This is a genomic window from Cupriavidus sp. MPR-AND1C, assembly GCF_058809705.1.
Map to the genome: position 1 here is coordinate 123612 of NZ_JBXASU010000003.1, position 13094 is coordinate 136705.

Sequence of the window (13094 nt, forward strand, 5' to 3'; positions counted from 1 at the left end):
CACCAAATCCTGGTTGCCAACGGACATAAGACTCCGGATCGATTCCTCGATTTGCCCCGCCATCGACGGCGTGGCAATTTCCTGCAGTATCCCAAGGAATTCTCCGAACACCACCTCGACGGAAGCTGGGTCCGTTGCTTCGATGAGCCGCCTCCTGACAGGATGGTCCGTCGTGCCGAACGCTCAGGCCATTGCGTCCGTGAGATACATCCTGGCCGTGGCAAGTGGCCGCATTTGGAGGGGCGCTTCGGACTTTGCGGATAAAGGCGGCACTTCCGCAGACGACTGAACAGCAGGCTCGTCATTGGCTTCGCTGACTGTTCGGATGAAGCCCGCATGCAGCAATTGGAACACTGCACTCGCATCTAGTCCGAGTTCCCCGGCGGGGGTCGCCCCGGCGTGTCATCCATTGCCATGCCAGGCGACATACTCCCGGCACCTACGCCCTGCGGACAGATTTGGATACAAAATCCTGGGGCGACTCCGTCAACGAACATTCCGCTCCTCTCGTTTTTGTTGGCAACTGCCTCTGACTTTTCACGCCAGCCTGTCCTGCGGCGAGGTCCATTCAGGTAGGCAGTATTCAAAGAGGATATGTAACCATGAGGAAGATTGTTTCGCTCGCCATCCTGGCGGCGGCCGCCGCAGTTGCATCCGCCGGCGCGCACGCTCATGTGAATGTTGGTGTCGGCATCGGCCTCCCGCTACCCTTCGTAGCTGCGCCGGTGTATGCCCCCGCTCCTGTCTACGCTCCGCCGCCAGTGGTAGTCGAATCGCAACCTGTGGTCGTTGCTCCTGGATACTATGATGATTGGCGCGAGCGAGCCTGGCGGGAACGCCAGTGGCGTGAACAGCGCTGGAGAGAGCATGAGTGGCGGGAGCGTCACCGCGAGTGGCATCGCTGGCACGATGACGAGGACTGACCTCTGGGTGCTGCAGGCAATCCCGTATTGCGAATTATTATTCGTTTTCGATATGCTATGCGGCCATCCAACACTGAAGTGGAGACCTTCCATGCTGCGGATTTCCTTGCTCGTCCTCGCGGGCGTGTTCTCGACAGGCGCATTCGCCGGCGCCAAATGCGCCGCGCATCCCAAAGCCGAATGGATGAAGGAAGCCGATGCCAAAGCGAAGATTGAGGCGCAGGGCTACAACATCAAGAAGTTCAAAGTAGATGGCAACTGCTATGAAATCTATGGCACCACGAAGGAAGGCAAGAAGGCCGAGATTTACTACGACACCAAGACGCTGGATGTCGTGAAATCGGAAATCGAGAAATAACGATAGCCAGTTGAGCTCAACATGGTGACAAGCACCGCGTCGGTACGCGTCTGGGATATTGTGGTTCGTCTAACCCATTGGAGCGTAGCGACGCTTGTGCTGTGGAACTTGTTCGAGGACTCCGGCGGACCGCTGCATCGCGCCGCCGGATATGTTGTCACGGGCCTCGTCCTGTTTCGTATCCTCTGGGGCTTCATTGGCACGGAGCCTGCACGGTTTTCTACTTGGGTCCCCACGCCCTCCCGGGTCATCACGGACCTCGCAGAAATCATTGCCCGCCGACCAACACGGCATCTAAGTCATACACCGCTCGGTGCTTTGATGATGCTCACGATGTGGACGCTCATCCTTGCTCTCGCGGTAACGGGCTGGATGTCGAGGCTAGACGCGTTCTGGGGCGAGGACTGGCCGAAGGATGTGCACGGACTACTCGCGGATATCTTGATGGTACTGATAGCGGTACACGTCATTGCCGCCATCGCCATGGGCAAGGTTCACAAAGAGAACCTCATCGTCGCCATGCTGACTGGTCGCAAACGACGGGACGAGGACCCTGAGGACCCAGCTCTTTAGGCTCGCGAACAACCCGCATATGCTCGCAATCCCAACTTCATTTGGCCAGTTGGCGGCGTCAGCCTGCCTCCAGCGGAGGGGGAAATTGGGACCGAGGGCAGCCGGGGGAGACAAGGATTGGGGCTTGCTCCTGGCCCGGCGGAGGATGGTGGCAAGGGTGACCTTCAGCAGGACAGCGAGGTCGGAGGTATCAAGGTAATTGGACAATGGTTGCATGCATAGCATAGCGAACCAGTTTTACTACTGAGGCTACGGGGTGGGCTAGTGGCCGACCGCGGTGAAGCGATATGCGAGGTCCGTCTAAATCGATTTGGACGCGTCGTTCCGCGACCCTAGTAAGCCGGCAGTGAATAAAACGACGAAACGAATGACAAATACATAGCCGCAACCCTTGCCCAGCAAGGGCCGCAGCCAGACTCAGCAGTGCAAAACACTTATCTGTTTGCGCGTTCCGCCGTTATGTTTTTTTCGTTGCCATTTTCGCCAGGCGCGAAAAGCCGCGCCTACCCCAGATACTTGAACAGGTTCATCCCCTGGATCTGCATGAACGACTGCTGCGCCGCCTGCAGCGAAGTCTGGCGCTGGTAGTACTCGGTCATGGCCGAATAGTAATCCAGGTCCTGCAGGCCCGAGAGCGTCTCGGTGTAGTTCAGCCCGCGGTTGGTGCCGATGGTGTTGAGCGCATCGAGCTCATTCATGCGCGAGCCGACCGAGGTCTGCACCGTGCTGACGTTGTCCAGCGAGTTGGCCATCTGGCGGTTTGCCGTGGACAGCGCGTTGGCCAGCGTGGCGCGGTCGGCGGTGGTGACGATCGGCTGCTTCAAGGCGTTGATGACGCTCTGCAGGTTGGCAAAGATGTCGGTGCCTGCTTGCTTCGCGGGTTGCAGGTTGACGACATCGCCATCCTTGGGCGTGCCCTTGATCGACAGCGAGAGCCCGCCGACCGAGATGCCGGCGCCGTCCACATAGTCCACCGGGGCGCCAACGGCGGCCGGCGGCGCGGCGCTCTGGTCCATTACCTGGTACTGCATCTTGCCGGTGACGGCATCGGTGGCGAAATTGAGCGATAGGCTGTGGCCGTACAGCGCATTGGTCGGATCCGTCACCGAGATCGCGCTGAACTCGCCGGTGCCCGTATTGGCGCTGGGCGAGGAGGCAACGTAGGTGGCGGTGGACTGCACGCTCATGAAGATCGCGTTGCCGTTGTCGTTGGTGGGCATCTGACGGGCAACGTCGACCTGCAGCAGTTGCTGGCCGGTATCGCCGCCATAGACCACCGCGCCGCTGCCGTTCTTCGCGAACGGCGGCGTGGACGACTGGTAACCCGCGAACAGGAACTGGCCGTTGCCGTCGTCGGCGTTGGACAGGCCGAGCAGCTGGTTGTATGAGTCCTGCAGCGCCGAGGCGACCGAGGCGCGGTCGGCATCGCTCATGGTGCCGTTGCCGGCCTGCACCACCAGCGTCTGGATGTTCTGGACGGTGGTGACGACGCTGTTGAGCGAATTCAGCTCCATCGACAGGTTGGTGTTGGCCTGTTTGCGGGACGTGGCGTACTGGTTGTTGACCGCACTGGATTGCGAGACCACCAGCGCCCGGGTGGCGCCCACCGGGTCGTCGGACGGGGTCAGGATACGGCGCCCGGTGCCGAGCTGTTGCTGTACATGCAGCAACGAGCCTTGCTGGCTGTTCATCGAGGCCAGGCCGAGTTGGTAGAGCGTGGAGCTTGCGACGCGCATGTCTGTTCCTTTGGGAGATCCGGGTATTCAGAAGCGATCAGCGGCCGATACCGATGATGGTATCGAACAGCGTGGTGGCAGTCTGGATGACCTTGGCGTTCGCCTGGTAGAGCTGCTGGAAGCGCAGCATGGAGACCGTTTCCTCATCCATGTTCACGCCCGAGATGCCTTGCTGCGCCGTCTGCACCTGGGTAGTGACGCTGTCCTGCGACGTCGATGCGATCTGGACCGACTTGGCGCGGCTGCCGACGTCGTTGACCAGCTGCGCGAAGGCGTCGTTGTAGCTCGACACGCCGCCGATGGTCTTGGTGGTTTGCAGCTTGGCCAGCGCGAGCGCGTTGCCGTTGTCGGAAACGCCGCTCAGGTTGGGCGCCAGCGTGAAGCTGTCGCCGGTCTTGGGCGTGCCGTCGAAGCTGACGGTGACACCGTTGAACGCGTATTGCGTTGCAGTGCCGCTGGGGGTCGGGCCGCTGGTGGGCACGACCGGAGCACCGGTCGCATCGGTGAAGACGTAGTTGGCGCCGTTGAACTTGGCCGTGATCGTGGTAGCGGGCAGGCTGAAGCCTTGCGCGACATTGCTGACCTTGGCCGTGCCGGTACCGGTGTTGGTGGTGCCTGCGCTGACGCGCAGCGGGCCCGCGGCGGCGATCTTGGCGGGGTCGGTAATGGCCATGTCCATGCTGGCGGCCACATTGCGGGTCGGCTGGATCTGGTAGGAATCATTGGCCGACATCGCCGTCGGGATCTTGACGTCCACGCCGTCCGCCGACAGCGTCAGCGGATAGGTGGCGGTGGCGCCCGCCTGGGTGGCCACGACCGTGTTGTCCGACATGCGCGTGAGCGAATAGTTGGTGCCGTCGTAGGTCAGCGTGTAGTCGCTGGTGGTCAGCAGCGACGTATTGCTGATGCTGGCCGATACCAGCGAGGTGCCGGTATTCGAGCTCTTGGGCAGCGTGACGGGCGTGCCGAGCTTGAACAGGTTGCCGCCGATCTGGCCGGTCAGGTCCACGCCGAGCTTATGTTGGTCGTTGAAGGTCTGGGCCAGCGTCACCGACAGCCGCCCGATGGCGTTCTGCGCTGGATCCAGCGACTCGGTGCGGAACTTGAGCAAGCCGCCGACGGAGCCGCCGGTGAGGGTGCTTTCGTCCATCTCGGTCACGTTGCCGTTGGCCTGCGTGTAGGCGATCGTGATACGCGACGGATCGGCCGACGATTGCACCGCCTTCAGGTCATAGGAGTTTGAGCCCATCACCAGGGGCTGGCCGTTGCCGACGAACACGTTGTAGGTGTTGTCCTGCGGCACCACCTTGACGCCTACCAGCTGGGTCAGCTGCGAGACCATCTGGTCGCGCTGGTCGAGCAGGTCGTTGGGCGGCTGGCCGCCGCCGGCAGCGGTAGCCCGCGTGATCTGGTCGTTGAGCTTGGCAAGCTGCTGGGAGTAGGCGTTGATCTGCGTCACCGAGCTCTGCAGCTGGGTATTGACGCCATCGCGCAACTGCTGGAAGTAGGAGTTGGCGGCGCGCACCTGCCCGGTGAGCGATTGCCCGGCATTGATCATGTTCTGGCGCGCGGCCGGATCCGCCGGCGTATCCGATACGCCTTGCACGGCGGCGAAGAACTTCTGCATCAGCGGTGCGATGCCACCCGTCTGGTCGGCCAGCAGGTTGTCGATCTGGCCGATCTGGCTGGAGTACGTCGAGAGCTGGGCGCTGGCGGACTGGGCGTTGCGCAGCTGGCCGGTCAGGAACTCGTCGTAGACGCGGACCACCGAGGTCGTGTTGGAACCTTGGCCGAAGAAGCCGCTGCTGGTGTACTGGCCACCCGCGGACGCGATGAGGGTGTTCTGCCGCGTATAGCCTGCCGTGGCGGCATTGCTGATATTGTGGCCAACCGTCGTCAACGCGTTCTGCGCCGTGTTCAGGCCGGAAAGTCCGATATTGAAGAGAGACATGCTCTAACCCCGCATCTGGTGGCTGCCGTGTGCCTGACCCGGCGATCCGTGCACCGTGGCCGCTTGTCGCGAAGCCTTCGATGCCGGTTCGCCGCTGCCGGACATGGACGGCGGTGAATGATGTAAGTAACGGCAGAAGTACAAGGAGACTTTAGTGCGCGGCGCCGACAATTTGCATCCGGCCGGCCTGCGCCCTGCCAGGGCGCGGCATGCGCTCAGACGGGCACTTTCCGCATGATCCGGACCAGCTTTTCACCGTAAGCCGGATCCGTGGCGTAACCGGCACGCTGCAGCCCCCGGGCGGCGTCGTCCGGCGTAGCCGCGGCCAGCACCTCGGCGTAGCGCGGGTTGTTGCTCAGCAAGCGGCCGTAGTCGGCAAAGGCTTCGTCGTACGAGCCGTATGCGCGGAAACGCGCGCGCACCTTTTGCGGCTGGCCGTCGACATATTCGGTGGTGGTGATTTCCGCGACCTGGCCCTTCCAGTTGGCGCCCGCCTTGATGCCGAAGACATTGAAAGTGGTGCTGCCGTCCGGGTAGGCAATCTCGCGCCGGCCCCAGCCGGATTCGAGCGCGGCCTGACCCAGGATCAGCTTGGCCGGCACGCCGGTGGCGCGCGCCGCGGATTGCGCCGGCCCCGCCATGCGGGAGACGAAGGCGCTAATGTGGGCCGGCGTGTCTTCGGGCAACACGGCGTTGCCGCCCTGCCAGGCCCCGGTGTCCTGCGACTGGTACTGGCGCAAGCCCGCGGTGGGGTTCCAGCTGGTGCCGGCCACCACGCTGCCCGCACGCGGCGCGTCCGCGTCGCCATTGCGCATGTCCAGCGTGCGCGCAAGGCCGGGGGCCGCGTCGTCCATGCCCGCCTGCACGGCGGCCTGCTTCGCGGCCGCGCCGGCGAGCTCGGGCGGCAGGCCCGCGCCGCTGGCGCGCGCGAGCTGGCGCACCATGACGTCGGCCAGGCCGATGCCGCGCGTGGACATCTGCTGGGACAGCTGCTGGTCCATCATCGACATGTACAGTTTGGTCTGCTCGTTGTCGAACAAACCGTCCTGCGGCGTGGCGTCGCGCATGCTCTTGAGCACCATCTGCGTGAACACCGCCTCGAACTGGCGCGCGGCGGTGCGCAGCGTTTCCGGGGTGGCGCCGGTACGGGCACTTTGCTTGAGGCCTTCGAAGCCCTGCGTATCCAGGGCGAAGCGTTGCGAGAGTTCGGCCTGTGCGGCCACGCGGCTGGCTGACATGATCAGATGATCTCGAGGTCGGCGCGCAGCGCACCCGCGGCACGCATGGCTTCAAGGATGGTCTGCAGGTCGGCCGGCGTCGCGCCCAGCGCGTTCAGGCCCTTGACCACCGCGGCCAGCGAGGCGCCTGCCTTGACCATCTGCAGCGCGCCGCCTTCTTGCTTCATGTTGATCTGCGAAACCGGCGCCACCACCGTCTGGCCGCCACTGAATGGCGCCGGCTGGCTGATCACCGGCTGCGTATTGATCACCACCGACAGATTGCCATGCGCCACCGCGCAGTCGTCCACCGTCACGGCCTGGTTCATCACGATCGAGCCGGTACGCGCATTGAGGATGACCTTGGCGGCGGCCTTGGCGCGCGTGACCTCGATGTTCTCGATGCGTGCCATGAAGCCTACCCGCGCGCTCGGGGCCGCGGGCGCGCGCACCTGCACCACCCGGCCGTCCAGCGCGCTGGCTACGCCGCCGCCCATCGCGCGATTGATCGCCTCGACAACGCGTTCGGCCGTGCCATAGTCGGTTTCACGCAGCTCCAGGTTCAGGATGCCGCCTTCAGGCTGGAACGCAGGCACCGCGCGCTCCACGATGCCGCCATTGGCGATGCGGCCCACCGCCAGCTGGTTGACCTGCACCTTGCTGCCGTTGGCCGACGCGCCCGCGCCGCCCACCAGCATATTGCCCTGCGCGATCGCATAGACCTGGCCGTCGGCGCCCTTGAGGGGCGTCATCAGCAAGGTGCCGCCACGCAGGCTCTTGGCATTGCCCATCGACGACACCACCACATCGAGCTGGCTGCCGGGCCGCGCGAATGGCGGCAGCGTGGCGGTGACCATCACCGCGGCCACGTTCTTGAGCTGCATGTTCTTGCCCGCCGGCAGGGTGATGCCGAGCTGCGAGAGCATGTTGGTCAGGCTCTGCGTGGTAAACGGCGTCTGCATGGTCTGGTCGCCGGTGCTATCCAGCCCCACCACGAGCCCATAGCCCACCAGCGGGTTGTCGCGCACGCCCTGGAAGTTGGCCAGGTTCTTCAGCCGTTCCGCGTGCGGCGCGCCTGCTAGCAGGCCCAGCGTCAGCGCCAGGAAAAGAGCGCGGACGAAGCGGCTGCGCGAGGCGGGGAGCGAAGACAGGGACATGACGCGGTCAGTGATCAATACGGTGAAACATTGAGGAAGAAACGCTGCAGCCAGCCCATGTTCTGCGTCTCGTCGATATAGCCCTTGGCGGTGTACTCGATGCGTGCGTCGGCCACCTGCGTGGACGGCACCGCGTTGTCGCCGGTGATCGTGCGCGGATTGACCACCCCGGAGAAGCGGATGTATTCCGCGCCCTGGTTGATGGCCATCTGCTTTTCGCCGGAGACGATGAGGTTGCCGTTGGCCAGCACTTCCAGCACGGTCACGGTGATGGTGCCGTTGAACGTGTTGGTGGCGCTGGCGCCGCCGCTGGCCTTGAGCGCATTGGCGCCGCTCATGGTTGCGTTCTGGGCGCTGCTGAACAGCCCGCCAAGCGCCCTGGGCACCGCGTCGAAAGCCAGCGCGCTATTGGACGTGCGGCTGGCGTTGGTGCCGGAGTTCTTGCTGGCGTTGACGTTCTCGCTGATCACGATGGTGAGGATGTCGCCCACGTTGCGCGGCCGGCGATCCTCGAACAACGGATTGCCCGCGTACGACGACTGGTAGATCGATCCGCTCGCCGGCGCCGGCGCGCGCACCTCTGCCCGCGCGGAGGTGGGCAGCTGGACCAGCGGCTCGCGCGGCATCATCGCGCAACCTGTCGCCAAGCAGCAAAGGGCAAGCGCGCCCAGGCGAGTCAGCGAGGCAATCATGATCATCCCAGCTGGGTCAGGCGCTGCAGCATCTGGTCGGAGGTCTGCACAGCCTTGCTGTTGATTTCGTAGGCGCGCTGGGTCTGGATCATGCTCACCAGCTCTTCGACCACGTTCACGTTGGACGCTTCGACGTAGTTCTGCTGCAACGTGCCGGAGCCGTTCAGGCCAGGCACCGTGGTGTTCGGCGCGCCCGACGCATCGGTCTGCACGTACAGGTTCTCGCCCAGGCTTTCCAGGCCGGCCGGGTTCGCAAAGGTAGCCAGTTGCAGCTGGCCGACCTGCACGTTGGCGCTTGAACCGGGCTGGGTCACCGAGACCACGCCGTCGCGTGCGACCGTCAGCGCCGTGTAGTTGGCCGGCAGGGTAATGGCGGGCTGGATCACGAAACCGCTGGACGTCACCAGCTGGCCGTTCTGGTCCGTCTGGAACGAGCCATCGCGCGTGTAGGCGGTGGTGCCGTCGGGCATCGTGACCTGGAAGAAGCCCTGGCCGATCACGGCCACGTCCTTGCTGTTGCCGGTCTGCTGCGGATTGCCCTGGGTATGGATGCGCTCGGTAGCCACGGGGCGCACGCCGGTGCCCAGCTGCAGGCCGGACGGCAGCGTGGTCTGGTCCGAAGACAATGCGCCGGGCTGGCGCACGGTCTGGTACATCAGTTCCTCGAACACGGCACGCCCACGCTTGAAGCCGTTGGTGGAGACGTTGGCCAGGTTGTTCGAGATCACGTCCATCTGCGTTTGCTGCGCATCGAGGCCGGTCTTGGCAATCCAGAGAGAGCGGATCATGTTTGTCCTCACAAGGCTGCCGCGAGCCGCGGCAGCACATCAATTCAAAGTTCAGTTATTCGAGAGCAGTTGATTGGCGCGCTGATCGTTGGTGTCAGCGCCCTGGATCATCTTCATCTGCATCTCGAAGCGGCGGGCGTTGGCGATCATGTCGACCATCGCCTCCACCGGGTTGACGTTGCTGCCTTCGATCGCGCCGGAAACGACGCGGATGTTGGCGTCAACCTGCAGCGGCTGCGCGCCGGGGCGCAGCCGGAACAGGCCATCGTCGCCTCGGGCGATCGAATCGGGCGGTGGATTGACCAGCCGCAGCTTGCCCACCTGGGCCAGGCCCGCTGAGGTCTCGCCAGGGCCGCGCGCGGTGATCGTGCCATCGCTGCCGATGGTGATCTGCGCGCCCGGCGGCACCGCGATCGGGCCGCCGTCGCCCATCACCTGCAGGCCGGTGCTGGTAACCAGCTGCCCGTCGGCGGACACCTGCAGCGAGCCGGCGCGGGTATAAGCCTCCGTGCCGTCCGGTGCCTGCACCGTCAGCCAGCCGTTGCCCTGCAGCGCCACGTCCAGCGGACGCTCCGTGTAGGTCAGCGGGCCGGCCTTGAAGTCGGCGCCAGGCGTGGAGGCCAGTGTGAATGCGCGCGTTGGCGAGGCTTGCCCCACCACCGGCACCGCGCGGAACATATTGACCTGCGCGCGAAAGCCCGGCGTGGAAGTATTGGCCAGGTTGTTGGACACCGCGGCCTGCTGGTCGAGCGTCTGCTTGGCCCCCGACAGGGCGGTATAGATCATGCGGTCCATGGCGTCCCTTTAGTTCCCGTGCGTGCGGCTCGTCTTGCCAACGCTGCGCATTACAGGTTGACCAGCGTCTGCATGACGGTGTCCTGCGCCTTGATGGTCTGCGCGTTGGCCTGGTAGTTGCGCTGCGCCACGATCAGGCTGACCAGCTGGCCGGACAGGTCCACGTTGGATGCCTCCACCGCATTGGACTTGAGCGTGCCAAGGCTGCCGCCGGCCGCGCCGACCACGGCCTGGCCCGATGCGCCGGTCGCGGACCACACATTGTTGCCCTCCGGCTTCAGGCCCTGCACGTTGCCGAAGCCGGCCATCACGACCTGGCCCAGCCCCTGGGTCTGCTGGTTCGAGTAGCTGCCAAGGATGGTGCCATCCGGCTGGATCGCGAAGCCGAGCAGGCTGCCCGCGGTATAGCCGTTCTGCACAGGCGGCTTGGTGTCGTTGGCGCCGGCGAACTGCGTCGTGCCGGTCAGGTCCATCGCGATGGCCAGGGGTGCCGCACCGTTGGCGGCGGCAATGTTGATGGCGGTGGTAGCGCCGGCGGCCGGCGACTGCAGCGTGCCCTTCGAGTCGAACTTGAGCGTGATCGGCGCGCCAACCACGTTGCCCGCCGCATCGGTCAGGTTCATCGTCCAGTCGGTGCCGCCGCCGCCCGCTGCCGGGAACGTGCCCGCGCCGGGCGTGCCCGTGGAGAAGTACGCGGTGAGCTGCTTGGCGTTGCCCAGCGAGTCATAGACGGTGACGCCGGAGCTGTAGTTGAACATGCTCGACGTCGGCAGCGCGGCCGGGGTGCTGGCGAACGGCGTGGTCGGCACGGTGCTGCCGGAGTTCAGGTTGAAGGAAATGCCGAGGGTGGTGGTCGCCTTGGCGGCCATGGTGGTGTTCGGCACCACCAGCGGCTGCGGCTGCACAGCGCCGCCGCCCGTCGTGCCAGCCGGGTAGCCGGTCAGTTTCAGGCCTTGCGCGTTGGTGATGCTGCCGTCCTGCTGGCGCTGGAACTGGCCATTGCGCGAGTAGAACACCGAGCCCGAGGAATCGGCCAGGCGGAAGAAGCCGTTGCCATTGGTAATGGCCACATCGAGCGCGCTGCCGCTCGATTCGATATTGCCCTGGTTGAACGACTGCACCACCGAATTCACGGTCGTGCCCAAGCCGATCTTGGTACCGGCGTACACGTCGGCGAACTGCGCAGTCGATTGCTTGTAGCCGACCGTGTTGGCGTTGGCGATGTTGTTGCCGATGACGTCCAGATTCGATGCGGCGGCATTGATGCCGCTTACCCCTTGACCGAAACCCATGATTTTCTCCTAGTTACCTGACATCCTGCCGGCGCGTCTCGCGCGTGGCCACGTGATTAAAGAATGCGGCGAACGCCGTCGACCGGTGCGGTGCGGCCGCCGCCGATGTCGACCAGCACGCCCGTGGAGTCACCGCTGATGCTGTTGACCTTGCCGTAGACCAGCGCGACCGGCACGACATCCTTGCCGTTGGCGGTCGCGGCGACCTTGAAGCTGTAGTCGCCGTCGGCGACCGCAACGCCTGCATCGTTCTTTCCATCCCAGGCAATGTCGTGCACGCCGGCGGTCTGGCCCTTCATGTCGATGTTGCGCACCACGTTGCCGTTCGCGTCGACCACCTGGACCGTGACCGCGTCGGCGGTCGACGGCAGGTCCACGCCGATCTGGCCCGGCACGCCGCTGGCCACCGTGGTGGCATTGCCCGGCACCATCACGGTGTGGCCGATCAGCGCTGCCGAATCCATCGCGCGGCTGGCGCTGACTTGCGACAGTAGCGAGTTCAGCGTGGTGTTCAAGGTCTGCATGCCGCTCACCTGGCTGATCTGCGCCAGCTGCGAGGTCAGCTGCGAGTTGTCCATCGGGTTGAGCGGATCCTGGTTGTTCATCTGCGTAACGAGCATCGTCAGGAAGCTGTTCTGCAGGTCGGCGGCGGAGGCGCTGCCGCTTTGCAGGGTATTGGCGATCCCGGCGGCGCTGGTGCTGCTGCCTGTGGAGGAAGTCGTGGTCATTGCGTATCCCGGTTTTACTGACCGATGGTCAGCGTCTTGAGCATCATGTTCTTGGCGGTGTTGAGGACTTCCACGTTGGCCTGGTAGGAACGCGAGGCCGAGATCATGTTGACCATCTCCTCCACCGGGTTAACGTTTGGCATCGTGACGTAGCCGTCGGCATTGGCCAGCGGATGCGTGGGGTTGTGCACCATGCGCGGGGGCGACGGATCTTCCATCACGCCCTCCACCTGCACGCCGCCCACGTCGTTCTGGCCCGGTGTGGCGGCAAGGCCGAACACCACTTGCTTGGCGCGGTAAGGCTGGCCGTTGGGGCCGACCGCGCTGTCGGCATTGGCCAGGTTGGACGCGGTCACGTTCATGCGCTGCGACTGCGCGGCCATGGCCGAACCGGCGACTTCGAAGATGTTCATTGCTGGCATGGCGTGCTCACTGCTGGATAGCCGACAGCATGGTCTTGATCTTGGCGCTCATCACGGTCAGCCCGGATTCGAAGTGCACCGCATTGTCGGCAAAGGCGACGCGCTCGGTGTCCATCTCGACGGTATTGCCATCGATGCTCGACTGCATCGGGATGCGGTAGTCGAGTTGCATCTTCTCGGCGAACGCAGACGTCACGCCCGGCAAGTGGCGCACCGAGGTGGTGGACAGCGACACGCCTTCGGCTTGCTTTGTGCGTTCGACGCTTTGCGCCAGCGTGCTGGAGAAATCGAAGTCGCGCGCCTTGTAGCCGGGTGTATCGGCGTGAGCGATGTTGGAGGCAATCACCGATTGCCGCTGGGTCCGCAAGCTCAGCGCCTCTTGTTGGAAGCGCAATGCCGCATCGAGTCTGTCAATCATGTCTGTGTCTCGCTGGAGGGGGAGAGCAACGAAGGTCGACCTTC

Annotated in this window: 14 protein-coding genes; 3 read left to right on the forward strand and 11 right to left on the reverse strand. The window is 64.4% G+C overall.

Annotation, left to right across the window (positions count from 1 at the left end; translation table 11 throughout):
- Window positions 1-602: 602 nt before the first annotated feature.
- From AC1RWI_RS03110 to AC1RWI_RS03120, 3 genes are all read left to right on the forward strand, one after another.
- Window positions 603-923: a hypothetical protein gene (locus AC1RWI_RS03110; protein ID WP_082055237.1), complete on the forward strand. Its 321-nt coding sequence runs from the start codon at window positions 603-605 to the stop codon at window positions 921-923.
- A gap of 91 nt (window positions 924-1014) precedes the next feature.
- Window positions 1015-1281: a PepSY domain-containing protein gene (locus AC1RWI_RS03115; RefSeq protein WP_043356983.1), complete on the forward strand. Its 267-nt coding sequence runs from the start codon at window positions 1015-1017 to the stop codon at window positions 1279-1281.
- A 21-nt stretch (window positions 1282-1302) separates the two neighbouring features.
- Window positions 1303-1854 carry a cytochrome b/b6 domain-containing protein gene (locus tag AC1RWI_RS03120; protein ID WP_492864516.1) on the forward strand — a complete coding sequence of 184 codons (552 nt, stop codon included), beginning with the start codon at window positions 1303-1305 and terminating at the stop codon, window positions 1852-1854.
- A gap of 503 nt (window positions 1855-2357) precedes the next feature.
- Here AC1RWI_RS03120 and flgL read toward each other — a convergent pair.
- The 11 genes from flgL to flgB form a co-directional block, all read right to left on the reverse strand.
- Window positions 2358-3590, reverse strand: a complete 1233-nt coding sequence (flgL, locus tag AC1RWI_RS03125; RefSeq protein WP_043356987.1) for a flagellar hook-associated protein FlgL — start codon at window positions 3588-3590, stop codon at window positions 2358-2360.
- Between the two features lie 37 nt (window positions 3591-3627).
- On the reverse strand, window positions 3628-5541 hold the full coding sequence (gene flgK / locus AC1RWI_RS03130) for a flagellar hook-associated protein FlgK (protein ID WP_043356990.1): 1914 nt from the start codon (window positions 5539-5541) through the stop codon (window positions 3628-3630).
- Window positions 5542-5756: 215 nt separating this feature from the next.
- Entirely contained in the window at window positions 5757-6779 is a 1023-nt protein-coding gene (gene flgJ, locus AC1RWI_RS03135) for a flagellar assembly peptidoglycan hydrolase FlgJ (protein ID WP_043356992.1), read from the reverse strand.
- Window positions 6780-6781: 2 nt separating this feature from the next.
- Window positions 6782-7915, reverse strand: coding sequence for a flagellar basal body P-ring protein FlgI (locus AC1RWI_RS03140; protein ID WP_043358519.1), 1134 nt, complete (start codon window positions 7913-7915; stop codon window positions 6782-6784).
- Window positions 7916-7929: 14 nt separating this feature from the next.
- Window positions 7930-8613, reverse strand: a complete 684-nt coding sequence (gene flgH / locus AC1RWI_RS03145) for a flagellar basal body L-ring protein FlgH (protein ID WP_492864519.1) — start codon at window positions 8611-8613, stop codon at window positions 7930-7932.
- The gene (gene flgG / locus AC1RWI_RS03150; RefSeq protein WP_043356996.1) at window positions 8610-9395 is read right to left on the reverse strand and encodes a flagellar basal-body rod protein FlgG; all 786 of its coding nucleotides are present in this window, start codon (window positions 9393-9395) and stop codon (window positions 8610-8612) included. The genes flgH and flgG overlap by 4 nt, the downstream gene beginning before the upstream one ends.
- A gap of 51 nt (window positions 9396-9446) precedes the next feature.
- Complete coding sequence (flgF, locus tag AC1RWI_RS03155; RefSeq protein WP_043356997.1) at window positions 9447-10190, reverse strand: flagellar basal-body rod protein FlgF; 744 nt, start codon at window positions 10188-10190, stop codon at window positions 9447-9449.
- Between the two features lie 50 nt (window positions 10191-10240).
- Window positions 10241-11482: a flagellar hook protein FlgE gene (gene flgE / locus AC1RWI_RS03160; protein WP_043356999.1), complete on the reverse strand. Its 1242-nt coding sequence runs from the start codon at window positions 11480-11482 to the stop codon at window positions 10241-10243.
- 56 nt (window positions 11483-11538) lie between these two features.
- Window positions 11539-12210 (reverse strand): flagellar hook assembly protein FlgD, encoded by a 672-nt coding sequence (locus AC1RWI_RS03165; protein WP_043357001.1) that lies wholly within the window; start codon window positions 12208-12210, stop codon window positions 11539-11541.
- 14 nt (window positions 12211-12224) lie between these two features.
- Window positions 12225-12632, reverse strand: a complete 408-nt coding sequence (gene flgC / locus AC1RWI_RS03170; RefSeq protein ID WP_006162655.1) for a flagellar basal body rod protein FlgC — start codon at window positions 12630-12632, stop codon at window positions 12225-12227.
- A gap of 7 nt (window positions 12633-12639) precedes the next feature.
- A complete protein-coding gene (gene flgB, locus AC1RWI_RS03175; RefSeq protein ID WP_043357003.1) occupies window positions 12640-13050 on the reverse strand; it encodes a flagellar basal body rod protein FlgB in 411 nt (136 codons plus the stop codon).
- Between the last annotated feature and the right edge of the window lie 44 nt (window positions 13051-13094).